The organism is Algoriphagus antarcticus (genome assembly GCF_002150685.1).
In the GTDB taxonomy this organism is placed as follows: Bacteria; Bacteroidota; Bacteroidia; order Cytophagales; family Cyclobacteriaceae; genus Algoriphagus; species Algoriphagus antarcticus.
The window spans coordinates 100,480-119,759 of sequence record NZ_MSSW01000004.1 but is presented as its reverse complement, the minus strand read 5'-3'; the positions used below and the strand labels follow the sequence as shown (position 1 = coordinate 119,759).

Genomic DNA, 19,280 nt, shown 5'->3' with positions numbered 1-19,280 from the left:
TTACCCTGTTTTTGTGTTCTTCTTAATTCATGGTTTTGGACTTTTTGATGTGGACAATTTTCCCTTCAATCACAAACTCAAAGCCCAACGAGAAACTTAGACCAGTGAGGATATCTTTCAAATTTTTATTTTCGTAGGAGCCAATTATTCGGCTTTTCGTGTCTATTCCTTTATCCACTTTGAATTTCACACCATACCAAGCCTCTAAGTCATTTAGGATTTCCCAGAATGGTTTTCGGTTAAAAATAAGTACTCCCTCTTTCCAAGAAGTTGTTCTTTCCTGATTGAAAGATTGAATAGAAAAGTCTTTGGGGGCGTTTTTCTCGTAGTTCCAAACTGCCATCTGCCCCGGTGAAAGGGCTACTTCTTTACTGGCTTTGGCCACAGCTACCTTGCCTTCAACCAAAGCTATTCTATAATCGTTTTCTCTGGCAAAAACATTAAACTCCGTTCCTAAAGCTGTAGTGGTAATTCCGTTTGAAATGACCTTAAATGGCTTTGAGGGGTTAGAGGCGACTTCGAAATAAGCTTCACCTGTAATATTGATTATCCGATCATTTTTGCCGTAATCTGAAGAGAAACTGATTTCCGATAGGGCATTTACAGTTATCTTGGTTTTGTCTGACATCAGCAATGTTAGCTTTTCTCCAGGACCAGTCGTCCGAACTATACTAGAAATGAGTGATTCACTTTCTGTGTTGGACTGGCTATCCTTATAAGTGAAGCTTTGGACCAAGGCATATCCCAGAAAGAAGCATAAAATAACGCTAGCTGCAATTTTAAGACTTCGGGAAGTCAGTGATCTGACCAAACCTCTATTTTTTGCTTTCGGAGTAATGATTTTTTGATGAATAGAATTCAACAACAGGTCGTAGTCTGTTTCGTCCGTAAACCTCGGAGAAGGATTATCAAAGTATTTTTCCATTACGATATCAAATTCCCCTCGTGAGTGTGGTTGTTTTAACCATTGTACCACCTCTTGCTCTTCCTTTGGAGATGCGGAGCCATTTAAAAATTTTATGAGTTTAGTCTCTTCCAAAACATTTATATTTTCTTATAGAAAACAAAAACACGGAAGAATACTTAAGCAGATACTTAAAAAATCAAAAATAAATTAAATAAAATCTGAAAATCACAGAATTAAGCTAAAATGAAGTAGTGCAAGTGTTAAGGAACTTGGGTAAAAAATATTTCCGCCCAATTCCTTTTTTATGGTTTTGGTGGACAAATAAATATGGTGTTCAATAGTTCTTTGGGACAGATTCATTCTCTTGGCTATTTCAGAAGCTGTAAAACCTTCCAGTTTATTCAATCTGAAAACTTCCTGCTGCACTTTTGGCAGTTTCTCAACAAGTGAGAACACTGCAAGTTCAAGATCCTGGTAGGCAAGGTCATTTTCCACTTTGTTTTCCCTTAAAAATACTGATTCAGGTGCCTCCTCTAAAGTGCAGGAAGGTTTCTTGTCTCTGGCATAATTGTACATGTAAAATTTGACAGATTGGAAAAGGTATGTTTTGAAACTTTTGGAATCATCTAGTTCACTTCTCCTCTCCCAAATTCTGATAAAAATATCCTGAACAGCATCCTTTGCCAATTCCTTGCTAGGGAAAAAAGTGAGTGCAAAAGCCATAGATTTTTTTACATATCGGTGATATAATTCATCAAATGCAGGGACATTACCTTGCCTTAACTTGATCAGCAGCTCTTGGTCATTATGATTGCTCAGATTACCCATATAATGGAACCTTTGGCTTTTTATTCTAAATCAAGTTAAAGATGGCTTCAGATAATTTTGAAACCTGATTTCCGAACTTGATTTATTGGGTTTATGGTCTATTTAATCAATGCTCATCTTAGACTTTATAATATCCAATTAAAGATTTTATCCCTGATTATCTTTTGGAACTCAACTTATGAATAAAGATTGAAGCATCGAAATTCTTTACTTAATAAAAGTAAAGCTATCTAAATAATACTTTAGTACTCATTTATTAACTTCGAATTTGATTTTAAACCTATTTTTAGCTCAACTTCAAATCCGGTATATCACTTTTTTAAGTCTTATCATTTGCACAGATAAATCTCACACCTATTTATTCGGTTCATACATTTTCGCAGAAGATCGATATTTGTACATTGACCTTGCACTCCTTCATTTAATGAGTTACACCTGACAACCCAATCGATTAAGCTACTTATTGTTTCTGCATTAAAAACCATCCCATTTCCCTTCCATCGGTCCGTCAATTCCATACCTATCTTGCCAGAAACTCACGATGCCCAGCCTGAGCTCCACAGTCTACAACAAATCTTCCTCGCTGCAGTATTTCTTGAAGTCGTCTGTAGTTATTAGCCTGGAATCTTCTTGTCGGTAAGTCAAGGCTTTGAATCTCATTTTCTCCCAACTCTTGGGTATTTCCATCCAGTTTACCTTCCCCTAATGAAATTAGAATGCGAAAAAGCGTCAAGTAAATTTGGGATAATCAATCAACTATATAGAACTATTGGATAAATTCCCTGCTGCTTAAATGTTCAGGTTTACTCATAGTAAAATAGGCTTTGGTTGTTAATTCGAAAACCAATGTAGAAAAAACAACTTGTCTATACAAGTTGAGATTAAATATTATCTCAGAACCAGCGCTTTGAAATTCTATAAAGATATTCCTCTAAAAATTATTTAAAGCGTCTTACTGAGATTGGCCATTTCACTTTAGGATAAAAAAGTAGTTCATATGAAAACCTGAACCTGCTTTTTCCCGAAGTAATGAATGTCGCAAAGGTGTGGTGAGCACTATGAAATATAGTTTAGGATAATTTCCTCAAAACAGTTTTAGCTAAAATTATCGAAGAAAGGGTCTTTCTTTCGAACTTCTACCCCTAAAAATGCCAAATATTTAGCGACCGATTCCGTCGATATTTCTTCCATCGGGACGTGCCCGGCATCATCAAAAACAATCAATTTAGAACCTGGAATTGCTTTTTCGAGTGAATATCCCTGAGCTACTGGAATCCATGAATCCTCTTTTCCCCACAGTATCAAAGTGGGCATGGTCAAGCGCTCGAAGTCTATCCTCGATTCTCTAGGTGCACCCAAGCGGTCTAAAGTCGCCTGCCTATTCCCATCACGAAGCATCAATTCATAATAGCGGGTTATAGCTTCATCCGTGATTTTTTCCTGATCAAAATAGACTTGCCTCATGTTCATCGCAAACAAAAATTTTGGTGTACACTTCAGCAGAATGGATGAAAAAATCGGATTCTTTGCAAGCTTGAAAATCCAGGCTTCATTCTGCTTTGGCTCCTCTCCGTCCAGGGATCGGTTTTTAAGTCGAGGTGCACCAGCAGCATCTATGAGATTCAGTGAAAGTATTTTGTCTGGCCGAGTAGAAGCTACTTGCATAGCCACTGCTCCACCCATAGAGTTCCCTGCCAGATGAAACTTGTCAAGATTCAGCTTTTCGGACAATCGCAAAACCAACTGGGAATAATCAGTCAGGCTGTAACGCTTCTCTTCATCCGGCCCTGTAAGTCCATGTCCGGGAAAGTCTAAGGAAATTGTAAGAAAATACGGACTCAGTTCCTGCTGCCAAGCATCCCAAGTATGAAGTGAGGAAAAGCTGCCGTGCAAAAGAAAAATCGGATCGCCCTCACCCATAAAGCGCACATGAACATTAATCCCATCCACTTCGATAAAATGAGATTGCGGTGTAGCGTACTTCTGCTCGATTTCCTCAGACGTCATATCGCTTCTATAAAGCAATAGCAAAAAGAAAATGCACGATAAACCAATAACCGTTATTACTTTCAAAATTCGTTTGATCCAACCCATAAATTTGGCTTTTTTGAGTTTGTGTTAAATCCAGCCAGAAGAGAAAAAGTACAACAATTCTGCTCTAATCTCTAGCTTGGTAAAAAAGATAACTCTTGAATCTTAAATCGGTTTTCAAAAATCTGGGCCCTGGTCCTATCATCGCCGCTGCGTTTATTGGCCCAGGTACGGTGACCGTCTGCACACTTGCAGGAGTTAACTTTGGCTTTTCCCTAATCTGGGCTTTGGGCCTATCCGTGATTGCTACAGTGATTCTCCAAGAGATTTCAGGCAGATTAGGACTGATCACAGGAAAGGATCTGAGCCAATTGATCCGCAGTCAAAAAGGAAATCCCGCAGTTCGGTATTTTTCCATGGGATTGGTATTAATCGCTATTGGTCTGGGAAATGCTGCTTACGAATCGGGAAATATCTCAGGGACGAATTTGGGATTGCAGGTGTTCTGGGAAGCGCCGACTCTAGGTTTTTCAGGAATAGAAATCCACTTAGGAAATCTACTCTTAGGAATTCTCGCCTTCCTATTGCTTTGGCTGGGTAACTACAAAGCTCTGGAAAGAGTGCTGGTGGGATTGGTGATTTTTATGTCCCTAGCCTTTACAGCCGCAGCTATTCTCACCAAACCAGATTGGTCAGCAGTATTTGCAGGTTTTATCCCTAGTTGGAATGACGCTAATCTCCCCACGCTAGTCGCTTTGATAGGGACAACAGTCGTCCCTTATAACCTATTTCTCTATGCAAGTTTGGCCAAAAACCGTTGGTCAGGATCTTCTGATATCCCGTGGATGCGTAGAGATATTGTCATTTCCATCGTATTTGGTGGCATAGTATCGATGGCAATTTTGATGGTGGGAGCTGCGAATGTGAGCGCTCAAATTACTAGTGCGTTAGACGTGAGCAAAGGATTGGAGGGGGTTTTTGGAAGCTTCGCAAAATACCTCATGGGCTTTGGGCTGATGGCAGCTGGACTTACCTCAAGTATCACAGCTCCACTGGCGGCAGGATTGGTAATCTGTGGAATTATGGGTTGGGATCAAGGCATCCGATCAAAGTCAATGCGGGCATCCATGGGAGCAATCGTCGGCCTGGGATTGATTTTTGCATCCTTGGGAATCAAACCAATACAATTGATTACGCTTGCTCAGTTGGCAAATGGGGTGCTACTTCCCTTGATCAGTGGCTGGATTATTTGGGTTGCTTCGCAAAAAGATATTTTGGGTGATTTCCGCAATAAGCCATTTTATACAATCCTAGCTGCATTAATTTGGCTGATAACCTTGGTATTGGGATTGAAAAGTATTTTGGCTGTTTTGGGAATCAGCTTGTAGAAAGAATTTTTCTCGCAGCGGCGCAACGGTATGTGCATTTCAGGATCGTAATGAAAATAAATTGTTAAAGAGCGGAGAAATACATTTTAAAGCAACGATCTCTTTGTTATCGATAAATGAGCATTTCCAAGCAGTTATTCATGGTTCGATCCACGCCACTTCGGGCCGCATTTCAGGATCAATTATTTAATTGATGTCACACACACCTTTGTACCATTTTACGACCACGAAGTGGTCAAACCACGAATAGCCTCGTATGAAATGCGGGGTAACAATGAAATACAAAATGACCTCACGACGGCGAAGCTGTCGAACTTAATTGTTCAATCCGTTGGGTTTGGGGGATAAATTACCATTCACCGTTTTTTACCACGGGCTTCAACCATAGCTCCGCAACGCCTGAGCGCAGTGGCTTAGCGGACAAGTTATTCAGGGTTCGATCCCGCCATGGCAAGCCGAGATTTCAGGATCAATTATTTGATTGATGACACACATACCTTTATACCATTTTACGACCATGAAGTGGTCAAACCACGAATAGCCCGGTATGAAATGCGGGGTAACAATGAAATACAAAATGACCCTATGACGGCGAAGCTGTCGAACTTTTATACCACCACGATGTACGGAGGATTAATTATTTGCCCTCCAAAAACCCCATAAACTCCCCTTCCAACAAGCTGTAGTAAATCGTATTCCTTCGCCTATCATGAGTCATTTGCGTATGGGATCGGAGAATTCCCTCCTCGACAAAACCCATTTTCAACATAGCGTTCCGAGCTGGAATATTCAGCACATCCGTTTTCAACTCCACCCTTTTGAGTTTTAATACCTCGGCGCAATAGCGTACCATTAAAAGTTTCATTTGGTGATTGATTCCGGCTCCATGATGGGCTCTTCCTAGCCAGGTCCAACCGATTTCTATTCGCTGATCCCTTGGAGAAAAGTTCCCAAAAGCAGTACTTCCTACGATGGCTTTGCTGGACTTTTCGATCACCACAAACTGTAAGCGCTGTCCTAAAAGCGCTGGCCTTGCCCATTCATCAAATTCGGCTGGGATACTCAAGTCATAGGTGAAAGATGTCCAAAGACTCGGGTCATTTGCCAAACGCATCAAACTAGGGAAATCCTGTTCGGAAATCGGACGGAGTAAAATCCTTTCGTTTTCTAAAATCAACTTCGGATTCAACATCAGCCTAAAACTTCCTGAATGGCTGTATTGTATAGCGCTATTTCCTCAATCGTGCCGGTGGAAACTCTACACCAATCATTCAATGGCTCAAAAGGTCGGCCTACAATAAAGCCTTTGTCATACATCGTCTTATTCAATTCTTTGATATCTCTACCTGACTGGAAAAAAATGAAATTAGCATGAGAATCTAAGTAGGGTAATTTCAAGTCGTCAAGCGTTTTGGTGAGCATTACTTTCGCTTCTTTGGTTTTTTGAAGGGAAAACTGATAGAACTCCTTATCCAGCATCGCAGCTTTACTCGCTTCGATGGCCATAATATTTGTATTGGCGACCACACGATCCGAAAGGAGTTTGGCTAATTCAGGCTTTGCAATCAAATAACCCATTCTGATTCCAGCCAATCCATACACTTTTGAGAAAGTCCGGGAAACTACCACATCGTAGCCTTGCTTCACCAACTCTACCATTGAGGGATAATTCGGTTCGGTGATGTAATCATAATACGCTTCATCGGAGAACACCACCGCATGCTTGCTTACTGTTTTGCAAAAATCAACCACTTGATTTGCGGGAAGCAATTTGCCTGTTGGGTTATTGGGATTGCAGAGGAAAACCATCTTGGTTTTATAAGAAACGCGTTTCTCAATTTCCTCCAGATCAAAGTCCAAGTCTTTATTTAGCGGTACCCAATTGATATCTGTACCCCAAAGTTCGGCATAGCTCATCATAGAAAGGAAAGTAGGCGAGCAAGAGATAATCTCTCCCCCACCTCCAAAAGTAATCCCTGCTATCTTCAGACCTTCTGTAGATCCTGCTACCAAAACAATATGGTCCTCAGGCACACCTTCTTTTTCAGCAATCATTTTGACCAAATCCGCATTGTACCCCCAAGGATAACGGCAGCCATTATCAAAGGCTTTGATCATCGCCTTTCGCATGGATTCGGAAGGGCCATACGGATTTTCATTTGAACCTAAGCGGATGGGTCCCTCGATTGATCTAGGATTAAACTTTCTAATTTCCTCCGCAGAAAGCGAACTGATTATTCCCGTAGTACCCAACGCAGCCAAACCACTTCCTAAAGAAGCTTTTTTTAGCCATGATCTTCTTGAAATTCCTGACATGATTTTTCTATTTAATTGTTAAAATAGTAATGTTTCAGCACAGATATTAAAATATCTTCATTTTTTAAGCAATTCTTTCAATTACAGCATGTTTGGTAAAACTAGGTTCCAATAAAATTATCTCTCTTTAATATGTGTATCAACAAAATATTTCTCTAAATTATACAAAAGCGAAATTAACCCTAAACCCTAATATTCATGAAAAAGCTATTACTTTTCTTGGTTTGCGGGATGCTTTGGGTACATAGTCTCAAGGCTCAGCAAACGCAGTACATGGTATTCGAATTTGTCAAGGTTGAAAACGATCAACTTTTTGATTATATCGAGTTCAAAGATCTAATGGAGAAAGTATACAGGCAAGCCTTAAACGACAAGCGAATCAAAGGCTGGGACTTCTGGGCTCTCCAATCCGGTGGTGATCAGGCGGCTTTCCAGTATATAATGGTCACCTATTACAATGATCCAGTACAAATGATGAATGGCCTCGATGAGCAATCCATGATGGAGTACACTAAAATCGCCTATCCACATCTAAACAGCATTCAGGTCAACAAATTGTTCCAAGAGTCACTTGGTATGCGGGATATGCCCATGAGGCTTTACATGAAGGAAATCGCTGAGACCAACGATAAATTCCAGATGAAGCCTGGCGTGTTGGCTTCTTTTGATTTGATGAAAGCAAACGAAGGTCAATTTGACGTCTATGAAAAGGCTGAATCAGAGATTTTCAAGCCAATACATCAAAAATTTGTCGAGCAGGGATTAATGGGACATTGGAGTTTATTGAGAACTGCTTTGCCTCTAGGATCAGAAGCCAAATCCACACACTTAACGATGAATGTTTACAAGGATTACATGCAGTTCTTTAACGCTCAATCCTATGAAGACATGAATCAAACAGCATCACAGCGAGAAGCTGTGAATAAGGGTCTAAACTCTCGGGATCAAAAATGGGTTTACCTAGCAACATTAGAAAACGTAGTTCGATAGTCCGGTAGCAACTTACGTGGGGAGGCTTTGAAAGAAGCCTCTTTTTTTTGTGTGTTATTTTAAACCACAGTGAGCGCAGAGGATTACGCAGAGAGCGCTATCGTCCTGCTTCTCCTGAAGCTTGAATTTCATCGTTATTTCATGCTTGCTAATTGAAAATATTACCTTAAAAAACACATACCCATTTGCGCCATAGCCAATTGAATCAGTTTTGAGAATAGTCAAATCTAATTTCAAAACCTTGAGTAATATGATCTATGTAGTGAAAAACACTTTTTGTTAGTTGGCCCCTTTTCAAAACGTCCCTTTAGGGACTAGCTATGGGTAAAAAAACAATCTTCAGGGTGCCTACCAAGCCGTGCCTTCAGGTAGGGCACTAAAATTCACGGTCATAATAGGCCTGTACCTAAAGGCACAGCAAAATATAACGCTAATCAATAACTACCCATAGTTAGCCCCGATGGGGCGGAAAAGTTGAATAAAAAAAAGGGTTTAAGATTTTTAAACCATAGTGGACCGATGGCTTAGTAATCAATGATCAAATTCAAGGGGCAACAATTTGAATTGAGGCCAAAGATCACACGGATACTTTATGATAAACTATGTATTCTATGCAGATATACGGTCAAAAACATTTCGTTATAAATCCTAGAACATCGTCGCATAGAGAACCATTCGAAGTCCAGGAATACTTGCGCTTCTCACGAAACCACCGTGTTCATTGCCGCTATACAATCATCCTTCGATCATAAAATCTGAAAAGAACAAGCCCCATCACTGGCCCAAAAAACAACAGAGCAAGGACCTGATCAATGGTAAGCCAGTTCAGGAGAAACTGAGCAAGCTGAATACTCAGAATAGAAATGGCAAAGCCCATAGAATTGACCAGAGTCAACGCTGTTCCTCTATATTCTGCAGGGACACTTTGGGCTACAAGCGTGGAAAACTGAGGAGAGTCTGCAGTAATCAATATTCCCCAGATGAGTAGCAATCCCATCCAGATCCAGCTAGGTAAACCACCAACAAATAATACCAAAAGGCAGCAAAGCCCTGAGCCTGCAAGGGCAAATTGAGCGACTTTTTTACTTCCTAATCCATCAGCTATAATTCCCCCTACTGCGCATGAAACCCCTCCTATGGCAATCACGAAAAATGAAAGTAAACTATCACTGGAATCCATCACTTCATTTCCTCTGAACAAAACAATCAACATCGGTACGAAAGCCCAAAAAGTGTATAACTCCCACATATGCCCAAAATAGCCAGAAGCGGCACTTTTCAGCGCGTTGATTTTGGAAAGGTTTGGTAAAAGACTGAGATCAAATCTTGAATTGATTTTATGAAACGGCCCATCTGGAACAAAGAATCCTACAATAAATCCTCCCAGCAATGCTAAGCCTGACGTGAACCACAGCACAAGCTTCCAAGAGAAATTTAAATCCAATCCCTTTAACAGATGCGGAAAAGCGGTTCCTAAAACCAAAGCCCCTACCAAAAAACCCAAGGCAGCGCCCAGCCCTTTTTGAAAGTAATCTGCGGCGATTTTCATTCCGACTGGATATATGCCTGCCAAGAAAAAACCAACCAAAAACCTACAGACCAATACCGTGGTCAAGTGCATGGGCAACATCACAATAAAGAGATTGAAACAAGCCGCCAGAATCGAACTGAAGAAGAACACATCGCTCGGTGAAAAGCGATCTGGAATTGAAAAAATTGCAAAAACCAACGTTCCCAGAATAAATCCCAATTGAACCACAGAAGTTATTGTGGCCAAAATTCCGGGGATACCAAGAATTTGACTGATTTCAGGGGCTACAGCATTCCCTGCAAACCAAAGCGAAGTGCCCAGAAACTGAGCAATGACTATCAATATCAGGGCACTTCGAGATGTTAGTTGGGAATTCAAGCTCCTAAGATTCCTCTGATAGTAGCTACCTCTTCACCACTGAATAAAGAGTTCTTAACAGCAGCAACATTATCATCCAATTGCTCTGGCTTGGAAACTCCTACCAATACAGAAGTAATTCGCTCATCCTTCAGCAGCCAGGCGATTGCCATTTGAGCCAGTGTTTGCCCCCTACCGATCGCAAGGTCATTTAGCTTTGAAATCATGCTGATCTTCTCATCAGAAATTTGCTCAGCTTTCAGGTATCTACCGTCTTTGGCAGCACGGGAATCTTCAGGAATTCCTTTCAGATATTTGTCAGTAAGCAGACCTTGCTCTAATGGAGAGAAAGCTATACTTCCTACTTCTTTTTCTCCCAACACGTCCATCAGGCCATTTTCCACCCATCGATCTATCATGGAATATCTTGGCTGATGAATCAAAAGTGGCGTTCCAAGACGTGCTAAAATCTCATAAGCTTTGGCAGTATCTTCTGCAGAGTATTGGGAAATCCCCACATAAAGTGCCTTGCCCTGTCTTACCAAAAGATCAAGTGCTCCCATAGTCTCTTCCAGTGGTGTATCCGGATCTGGCCGATGATGGTAGAAAATATCCACGTAGTCCAATCCCATTCGTTTCAAACTTTGGTCACAGCTGGCCACCAGATACTTTTTGGAACCATAATTCCCATACGGTCCAGGCCACATATCCCAGCCAGCTTTGGAAGAAATAATCAATTCATCTCTTAAGGTAGAAAAGTCTTTTTTCAGGATTCTACCAAAATTTTCCTCTGCAGATCCAAACGGAGGACCATAATTGTTTGCCAGATCAAAGTGGCAAATTCCAAGGTCAAAAGCTCTTCTGAGAATAGAACGCCCAAGTGTAAAATCCGCATTATGGCCGAAATTATGCCATAATCCAAGGCTAATTTCAGGTAAAACTAAACCACTATTTCCGCATCTGCGGTACTTCATCTGGTGATAGCGATCAGCTGCAGGCTGATAAGGCAAAAGTGGTGAATGATCGTTGATATCCATTATTTAAGGTTTGAGTGTACGATTAAGCAAACCAAAATAGAGCGATTAATGCTGATATCAAACCTAAAGCCATAAGAAGTAACCAACTTTTCCATAGATAGCCAATCCAGCTATTAAAACTAATTCCTGCAGCAGCTATTACTGCCATCATACCGCCATTGGTTGGTGTGAGTAAATCCATTAATCCTCCCGCATATTGATATGTAAGCACTGCAACTTGTCTGGAAATACCTAACAAATCCATCAAAGGAACTGCCAACGGTGTAGTCAAAACTGCTTGGCCAGAAGTACTCGGAACAGGGATATGGATTAGTGCTTGAGTCACGTACAGCCCCACGGCTGCCAGTTGTGTAGGCATACTTTCGAGTGGTTCAAACATTGCTTGAATAATCGGATCAATAATAGCTGTATTCTGCAAAATCAAGTAAACACTTCGAGCTAATCCCACGATCACCCCAGCAAAGATCATTTCACTGAAACCTTCCGAATATGCCCTTGCGGTTCCATTAAGTCCCAATCTTCCGATTAGACCGCAGCTCACGCCTACTACAAAAAACAATGCACTCATTTCATTGTAGCCCCAGTCTCTATAGATTATTCCCCAAGCCATAATTACCACTCCACCAAAAGCCAGAAAAAGTATCACCACATGCTGAAAAGATATTTTTACTGGCTTCATATTATAAGTCTCAGAAGAAGCGATTTTCATCTTACCATACTTGATATGATAGCTGCACCAAATCGTAACCGCCATAATCAGGAAAATCAATCTGTAAGCAAATCCCTCGTTGAAATCCAGTTCGGCGATAGTTTGAGAAAGCAATGAACCAAAGGGATTGACGGGTGAAAAACTCGCTCCAACAATAGCAGAGCCTAGAGCTATAGCCACAATCGCTCGTTTGTCGTAATTTATTTTCTTTGCTAAAAGCACCAATACGGGAGCTAGGGCAATGATTTCTTCTTGCATAGCAATGGTGCTACCACAAAAAGCAAAGACAAAACCTATGAGATAAAGGAGTAAATATTGCCCATTTCGAAAACGATAAATAAGTGCTTCAATACCGACTTGAAGTGCCCCAGTTTTCTCAATCACATAAAAAGCACCGCCAATCAGCAAAATCAAAACTAGAATATCTGCCCCCAAAATAATTCCTTCAGGAATGGACAGAGCTACATCATAAATACTCGAATTTTGATCTTCGATCGTGCGATAACTTCCTGGGACGATTATTTCCCTTCCAGTATCCGGATCCAAGACCCGATCATAGCTGCCTGATTGTACAAAATAGCTGGCCACGCCTGCAAGAATAATAAACCCCAAAAGAATGATTATCGGATGTGGGAAGGATAGTTTCATTTAAAAAGATAAGTCATGGAGAAATATAGGATATGATTTGACTGGCAATTGAAATTCTGAAATCCTCCTTGTCTCTGGCGTTCGCAAATAAGAAAATTCCCGTTTCTGCCTCTTTGGAGTAAAACAGAAGACTGGAATACCCTGCCTGTCCACCAAAATGGCCTATCCATTCGCTTCCATTAATTTGAACTTTTTGGAAGCCTAGAGGCACATCACTACCTCCTATTGTAAGCCAATACAAGGCATTCTGATACACTCCCATTTCTCCTCTCAGCAAATGAACCATGGCCAAGCTCATATCTCTCGTAGTGGTAAGTAGGCCTGAGGAAGGAGAAGGATATACTTGAAAACTAATGCGCTTAGGCTCCAGCCTTTTCCAGAGAAAGGTCTTCTGATATCCTGTAATGCCATTTTCTTCAACCGGCCAGCTGGACAAAAACTTAGAATTCACCATTCCTGATGGTGTTAAAACATCCCTTTGTATAAGGGAATCAAAATCAAGATTATCCGACTGACTGAGCAAAAAACCAAGTAAATCGTAATTTGAGTCTGCGTAATTATAGGTAATGGAATCAGTTTGGTACTTGTTGCCTTTCTCTAAAAACTCCACTCCCCACTCATTCAAACTTTGGAATTTTGAGAAAGAAAAAATCATCTCAGAAAAATTTTTGTCACGGACACCCGACTGATGGGACAAAAGATCCTTTAACCTGAGGTTGGCGAGGGAAGATGAATTGACTTTTTTTCCCAATCCAAGTGAGGAAACGTAATCCTGGGAAATGATTTCTTTATCCTGAAAAGCACTTGCTACTCCCAAAGCCGTGAATAACTTGGATACAGATGCCACCAGAATTTGGCTTTCTACAGTTAGGGAGTCTTTGGTTTTTAAATTTTCATAACCAAATGCATTCAGATAGGAAACTTTACCCTCCTCTACAATCGCAACAGATACGCCTGGCAACAGATAGCTGGACATGGCCTGGGTCAATATGGAGTCAATGCCTTCTTTTTTGGACGATACTTTTATACTGGGATTAAATCGGACTTTAGGAAAACTATGCCACCATTCCCAAGTGATAAATAGAGCTAACCAGAAAACCAAAACAACAAATAAGATTTTGATTTTCTTGCTCATAAAAAAAACAACGTTTAGTCAAATTAGACTTTGAATATGAGAATTATGCTATAAAAATGAGATCTAGTTATCTTCATGGAATTAGAAACTATTCATTTCTACTTACTTTTTATTCATGTGTGAAAAATCGCAATCTAGATTCTCACGATTCCAATTTCCAGACTTGGCAGCAGCTTCATAGGTGCTTTGTAAGAAATCAAGCAGCATTTTAGCTGGATCTGAAGACTTGCTTACCTCCTCGTAGTTCAGCATAAACTCTCCCAGTTCTTTGCTCCAATATGCTTTATCAGGAGAAATTTTAGCATCCTGAAAGTCCGGATAATTTGGATAGCTGTAGGCGTAGAAAACCGGAGTTTTGAAAACCTCACTCCCTGGCCAAAATCCCACACTAAATGCTTCATGAGAATAAGCTTCCTGCATCACTGAAGCAGGAATGTTGGGAACCCGACCAGAAAATTCCGGCGCCTTATTGCCCGAAAATCGGGTGTAAGCCAAATCAAAAGACCCCCAAAAGAAGTGAATCGGGCTATTTTTTCCTGTAAATTTCGTTCTGAAAACTCCAAAAACATTTTGAATCTGAACCAATGCTTTCCAAAGACTTTGCGCAGCATTGGCTTGGTACATGATGCGTTTCTTGTTTTTTGGAAATGGAATAGGATCAGGAACTTCATTAGGACTTTCATGAATTTTCACCTCAATACCTAAAAACTTCAACTTTTCCATCAGGTGCTCATAGAAGCTGGCAACAGTCTGACCACCCAATGCAAAACGATCACGATTACCATTGCTGGTCTTGATTCTCAATTCATGATGGATGAAATCAAATTTGATTTCAAATACTCCTCCTTCAAAAGGAATGTTTCCCGTAGTCAATCCTTGCGCGTCCACATACAATGACACGTGCCACGAGTGGTTTTGCCATGGTGATTTCCTGAGCCGTACTTTGCCCACTATCTGTGTCCACTGATGCAAGAGATAAATGGTGTCTTTATTCTCTTCAAATTGAAATACTGGCCACGAATTCTTTTTGATTGCCATAATTAAAAGTTAATCCCTCAATTTATAGGTTTTCCTTACTGAACAAAAATTAATTTTCAGACTTAATGATTTTCTCAAGTGTCTTCATCCCATTTGTGGCATTTTCGATAATATGAACCACTTTCCTTCCAAAATTTACATCTGACCTTTTGGGGTCAATTACATAAATCTTGGTTTCGGCTGCCACATACTCAACTAAGCCTGCCGCTGGATAAACTTGCAGTGAAGTTCCTATCACCACGAAAATATCCGCTTTAGCAGCAATAGTTGCAGCTTCCTCCATCTTAGGAACTTGCTCACCAAACCATACGATATGAGGACGTAGCTGACTCCCCTTCTCGCATTTGTCACCATCTTTTATTTCCCAGTGATCTAAGTCATAAACTAAACTCGGATCCAGAGAACTTTGAGCCTTTTTAAGTTCTCCATGAAGATGAATTACCTGAGAAGAACCAGCACGTTCATGCAGATCATCTACGTTTTGAGTGATGATGGACACATCAAAATCTTTTTCTAAATCAGCCAAAATCACATGCGCCTCATTCGGCTCACAATCGAGCAATTGCTTTCTCCTCTGATTATAGAAATCCTGTACGAGTGGTCGATTGATTCTCCAGCCCTCTGGTGAAGCCACTTCCATCACATCATGACCTTCCCAAAGACCACCAGAATCTCTAAAAGTTTTGATCCCACTCTCTGCGGAAATCCCTGCCCCACTAAGCACTACCAAATGTTTCTTTTTACTCATGATTAAAGTTGAATTGAATCAAATGCAAATGCAAGTCCTACTCAAATAAACCTGCATTTAAGGTATTTGATCTTTTCTCCCTTATCAGAAAACATCTTTTCGTAGCGAGTCTTTATCCCAAAGTGATCATCCTTCCATTCACTTTGATAGAAATCATGTGTGAAGCCGATCACTTCAATGTCTTCCCTACTTTGAAAAAGGTCCAGGGAATAATTGAAAAGGTCCGTATTATCTGTTTTGAAGTGTAAAACACCATCCTTTTTCAACATGGATTTGTACATATCCAAAAACCGTGGGGATGTCAATCTGCGCTTCTCGTCTCCCTCTCTGGGAAATGGATCGGGGAATGTGATCCAAAGTTCGGAAATCTCATCAGCAGCAAAGTGCTTTTCCAAAAGCTCAATTTGAGTTCTGAGAAAAGCAACATTCTGAATACCTTCGGCGGTTGCAGTAGAGCTACCTTTCCAGATTCGGCTGCCTTTGATGTCAACGCCGATAAAGTTCTGGTTAGGGAAATTCCGAGCTAAGCCCACTGTGAATTCGCCTCTTCCGCAGGCTAGTTCTACTACGATTGGATTGGGATTCTGAAACTGTACTTCACTCCAGTTTCCTTTGATTGTGTCAAAAATTGGCTTTCCGGCCTGGATTACATTTGGGTTCTCTTCATTTTCTTGGAAGCGAACCAGTTTTTTTCTACTCATCTAAAGCTCTTCGATTTCTGCGACCACAAAAGTACTCCCTCCCACAAAAATCAAGTCATCTTCGGTTGCATTTTTTCTAGCAAAAGCTAAAGCCTCATTTATATCGGGAACAATTTCACCCGTCAAACCAAAAGAAAGAGCCTTTTCTGCCAATTGATCAGCAGGCAAAGCTCTTGGTAATTTTGCTTCGCAAAAGACATAGTTGGCTTTCTTCGGCAGCATGGAGAGTACTTTGGAGATATCCTTATCCTGTACCATACCAAGCACCAGCCATAGCTTCGCAAAAGTGTAGGTTTCCAATTGGGAAAGTACCTCTCTGAATCCAGCTTCATTGTGTCCTGTGTCGCAAATTACTGTTGGATTATCAGAAAGCGTCTGCCATCTACCTTTCAAGCCGGTCAATTCAATAACGTTTTTCAATCCCTCTGATACAGACTCATCTGGCAAATCCCAGCCTAGTTGCCTCATTTGAGCCACGGATTCCAGGATACCAAGAAGGTTATATCTCTGGTAATTTCCATTCAATCCAAAAGTCAGATCGAAGGTATTTTCATTCTTTGCCGTGGTCTGTGTCTCCACAGACCGATTCGATACATCCGTTGCCGTGGACTGTGTCTCCACAGACCAGTTTGATTCATTAGTCAGATTTAACTTTGAATCACAATTCTCAACCTTATACTTCGCCTTCCCATCTTCTTCATAAATTTTTACAGCTTTCCATTTTTGATCGGCGAAGCAGATCGGGGCATTCATTTGTTGAGCTTTCTTGATGAAAACTTCTTTTGTTTCTTCATGGGTTTCGCTGATCACCACCGGGATATTTGTCTTGATGATGCCCGCTTTCTCCCCAGCTATTAATGGCAAAGTATCTCCTAGAAACTGCATATGATCATAGCCGATATTAGTGATCAACGAAAGCTCAGGGGTGATGACATTGGTACTATCGAAATTCCCGCCCATACCTACTTCCACTATTGCAATATCAACTTTTTGTTCTACAAAGTGCCAATAAGCCATTCCAACGGTCATTTCAAAAAAACTAGGCTTCAAGTCATCGAGGAAGCTTTTGTTTTCTTCCACAAACTGAACGACTAGCTCAGAACTGATTTCTTGCCCATCTATTCTGATTCGCTCGGTAAAAGACTTGAGATGCGGTGAGGTATAAAGTCCGGTTTTATAACCAGCACTTTGAAAAATAGCCGCCAAGCTGTGGGAAGAACTTCCTTTTCCATTCGTTCCAGCTACATGAATTGATTTGAATTTACGCTCAGGATTGCCGAGGTGATCGCAAAGCAAAATCGTACTTAGAAGGTCTTTTCTAAAAGCTGATGCTCCCACTCGCTGGAACATGGGGAGTTCTTTGTATAGATAATCCAACGTCTCTTGATAATTCATGAGTTTTGCTCTGCTATTTAGCTTGAAATTTTAGGCTATGCTTTTTTAGGTAATCTTTAATTTCTTCTAAAGTCATGCCTTGCATCTTCTCAGAAATTTTGTTTTTGATTTCTCGGAAAGTCCTTACTGAATCAGCCTCCTCCGTTATTTCTTCCAAAAAAGGAACTGAATCAGCGTTCTTCCTCAATTCAGCTAAGTAATTCTGGAGCTTAGTTTTTGGATCATCGACTATTCTTATCAATCCCTTTCACTCCAAATCAGTAAGCAACTCTAGGGCTTTCGGGTTTAGGATTTCGATCGACAAAGTATGAATAATTTTTTAAGCAAGTGAACTCTTCAAACCTAGCTTTTATGACTGGTTTAAGATATCACTTCAATATGAAAGAATTAAAAATGGTGTCCACATTTTATGCAATTAGTAGACTAAAAAGCTCAGCGGCGATGGTTATCCCGATAGCCACGGTACTAGCGAATCGGCCACTTCGGTCATCTGTCATCGGTCTTCCAGCCAATCGATAAGCCAAAGGAAATACGGTGATTGGCATCCTTGCGGATCACTTGACTTAATCAACCTTAACCACAAACGTAATCTTCCCGGAAGAGAATTCAGCAGCTGCGCCACCTTGCTTCTTAAAAGATATTTGATTGACTACCTGTCGATAATAAGCCAAAACATCATTCGAGACATTATATTCTAGAGGAACTGCCTGTACTACTCTTCCCAAATCGTCAATGGTAATTTTAAAAACAATTTTACCATTTCTGGTAGATACTCTATCATTGATATTTGGTCGATTAGCAAAATCCCACCCTGCAAGATCTAAGCTGTATCCATCACCAGAATTGGCCCCTTTTCCAGAGCCCACGCCCATGATAGCACGGCCATCTACTGTTCCTTTTGGATCACCCTCGTCACCTTTCTCATTGGATGTTCCTTGAGCTCCTCCCGATGCAGGCTTTGTGCCTGTGCCTGATGTGCCGCCAGCGCCAAAGATCGCTCTCTGATCAATTTTTGGTTTTTCAGGTGCTTTTTGCACAGATTCTTTTTCCTCTGCTTTGGCAGGAGTTTCTACTGGCTTGGCAACTTCCTTTTTAACTGGTTCAGGCTTTTTAGTCTGTTCTGTGGCTTTTTCCTCTCCTCTGATTGGAGATGGCTTTGTAGTCACAGCCTTATTCACTGATGGTTTTGGCTGAGCGGTTGGCTTCGCTGTCTCCGTCTTTGGACTTGGAGCTGGAGTAGCCGGCTTGGTCACTTCAGGAGCTATTTCTCCAGGTGCCGCTGCTTCTACTACTGGTGTAGGGATTTCTGATGGTGCATCGGGACTGTTTCTTTCACCTGATCCCGTAGGAGTAAAACCAAGGTTTAGCTCCAACCCGAAAGTAGGTAAAGGTGGAACAGGCTGTTTCCAGACTACAATAAAATAGAGCGCAATCAAAAGCAACACGTTGAAGATAATTGTAATTACCCACGATTTTTTTTTGCTTTCGCTCTCTATCTTTTCTGCATTCCAGTATTCCATT

Annotated in this window: 17 protein-coding genes; 2 read left to right on the top strand and 15 right to left on the bottom strand. The window is 40.9% G+C overall.

What is annotated here, in order from left to right; all coding sequences use genetic code 11:
* Positions 1–22: 22 nt before the first annotated feature.
* From BVH04_RS03505 to BVH04_RS03490, 3 genes are all read right to left on the bottom strand, one after another.
* Positions 23–925, bottom strand: coding sequence for a FecR family protein (locus BVH04_RS03505; protein WP_147303436.1), 903 nt, complete (start codon positions 923–925; stop codon positions 23–25).
* Between the two features lie 207 nt (positions 926–1,132).
* Positions 1,133–1,735 (bottom strand): RNA polymerase sigma factor, encoded by a 603-nt coding sequence (locus BVH04_RS03500; protein ID WP_169714350.1) that lies wholly within the window; start codon positions 1,733–1,735, stop codon positions 1,133–1,135.
* Positions 1,736–2,830: 1,095 nt separating this feature from the next.
* Positions 2,831–3,829 carry an alpha/beta fold hydrolase gene (locus BVH04_RS03490; protein WP_086539942.1) on the bottom strand — a complete coding sequence of 333 codons (999 nt, stop codon included), beginning with the start codon at positions 3,827–3,829 and terminating at the stop codon, positions 2,831–2,833.
* Positions 3,830–3,924: 95 nt separating this feature from the next.
* Here BVH04_RS03490 and BVH04_RS03485 point away from each other — a divergent pair, with 95 nt between their 5' ends.
* Positions 3,925–5,154 carry an Nramp family divalent metal transporter gene (locus BVH04_RS03485; RefSeq protein WP_086539941.1) on the top strand — a complete coding sequence of 410 codons (1,230 nt, stop codon included), beginning with the start codon at positions 3,925–3,927 and terminating at the stop codon, positions 5,152–5,154.
* 637 nt (positions 5,155–5,791) lie between these two features.
* Here the strand turns inward: BVH04_RS03485 and BVH04_RS03480 are convergent.
* Together BVH04_RS03480 and BVH04_RS03475 are read right to left on the bottom strand one after the other, a co-directional pair.
* Positions 5,792–6,346: a GNAT family N-acetyltransferase gene (locus tag BVH04_RS03480; RefSeq protein WP_086539940.1), complete on the bottom strand. Its 555-nt coding sequence runs from the start codon at positions 6,344–6,346 to the stop codon at positions 5,792–5,794.
* Positions 6,346–7,470 carry a pyridoxal phosphate-dependent aminotransferase gene (locus tag BVH04_RS03475; protein WP_086539939.1) on the bottom strand — a complete coding sequence of 375 codons (1,125 nt, stop codon included), beginning with the start codon at positions 7,468–7,470 and terminating at the stop codon, positions 6,346–6,348. Before BVH04_RS03475 ends, BVH04_RS03480 begins: the two co-directional genes overlap by 1 nt.
* A 198-nt stretch (positions 7,471–7,668) precedes the next feature.
* On the opposite strand from BVH04_RS03475, the gene BVH04_RS03470 reads away from it, so the two are divergent.
* Positions 7,669–8,460 (top strand): hypothetical protein, encoded by a 792-nt coding sequence (locus tag BVH04_RS03470; RefSeq protein ID WP_169714349.1) that lies wholly within the window; start codon positions 7,669–7,671, stop codon positions 8,458–8,460.
* A 727-nt stretch (positions 8,461–9,187) separates the two neighbouring features.
* On the opposite strand, the gene BVH04_RS03465 is transcribed toward BVH04_RS03470, so the two are convergent.
* The 10 genes from BVH04_RS03465 to BVH04_RS03420 form a co-directional block, all read right to left on the bottom strand.
* Positions 9,188–10,369: an MFS transporter gene (locus tag BVH04_RS03465; RefSeq protein WP_086539937.1), complete on the bottom strand. Its 1,182-nt coding sequence runs from the start codon at positions 10,367–10,369 to the stop codon at positions 9,188–9,190.
* Positions 10,366–11,385: an L-glyceraldehyde 3-phosphate reductase gene (gene mgrA, locus BVH04_RS03460; RefSeq protein WP_086539936.1), complete on the bottom strand. Its 1,020-nt coding sequence runs from the start codon at positions 11,383–11,385 to the stop codon at positions 10,366–10,368. The genes BVH04_RS03465 and mgrA overlap by 4 nt, the downstream gene beginning before the upstream one ends.
* A 22-nt stretch (positions 11,386–11,407) precedes the next feature.
* Complete coding sequence (locus BVH04_RS03455; RefSeq protein ID WP_086539935.1) at positions 11,408–12,742, bottom strand: YfcC family protein; 1,335 nt, start codon at positions 12,740–12,742, stop codon at positions 11,408–11,410.
* 13 nt (positions 12,743–12,755) lie between these two features.
* Positions 12,756–13,877 (bottom strand): serine hydrolase domain-containing protein, encoded by a 1,122-nt coding sequence (locus tag BVH04_RS03450; RefSeq protein ID WP_086539934.1) that lies wholly within the window; start codon positions 13,875–13,877, stop codon positions 12,756–12,758.
* Between the two features lie 102 nt (positions 13,878–13,979).
* Positions 13,980–14,915 carry a DUF5996 family protein gene (locus BVH04_RS03445; RefSeq protein WP_086539933.1) on the bottom strand — a complete coding sequence of 312 codons (936 nt, stop codon included), beginning with the start codon at positions 14,913–14,915 and terminating at the stop codon, positions 13,980–13,982.
* Between the two features lie 49 nt (positions 14,916–14,964).
* The gene (locus BVH04_RS03440) at positions 14,965–15,663 is read right to left on the bottom strand and encodes an SIR2 family NAD-dependent protein deacylase (RefSeq protein ID WP_086539932.1); all 699 of its coding nucleotides are present in this window, start codon (positions 15,661–15,663) and stop codon (positions 14,965–14,967) included.
* 41 nt (positions 15,664–15,704) lie between these two features.
* Positions 15,705–16,364: a tRNA (guanosine(46)-N7)-methyltransferase TrmB gene (gene trmB / locus BVH04_RS03435; RefSeq protein ID WP_086539931.1), complete on the bottom strand. Its 660-nt coding sequence runs from the start codon at positions 16,362–16,364 to the stop codon at positions 15,705–15,707.
* The gene (locus BVH04_RS03430; protein ID WP_086539930.1) at positions 16,365–17,759 is read right to left on the bottom strand and encodes a bifunctional folylpolyglutamate synthase/dihydrofolate synthase; all 1,395 of its coding nucleotides are present in this window, start codon (positions 17,757–17,759) and stop codon (positions 16,365–16,367) included.
* Positions 17,760–18,166: 407 nt separating this feature from the next.
* Positions 18,167–18,304, bottom strand: coding sequence for a hypothetical protein (locus BVH04_RS25360; RefSeq protein WP_169714348.1), 138 nt, complete (start codon positions 18,302–18,304; stop codon positions 18,167–18,169).
* Between the two features lie 18 nt (positions 18,305–18,322).
* On the bottom strand, positions 18,323–19,279 hold the full coding sequence (locus BVH04_RS03420; protein ID WP_086539928.1) for an energy transducer TonB: 957 nt from the start codon (positions 19,277–19,279) through the stop codon (positions 18,323–18,325).
* Position 19,280: the final 1 nt, after the last annotated feature.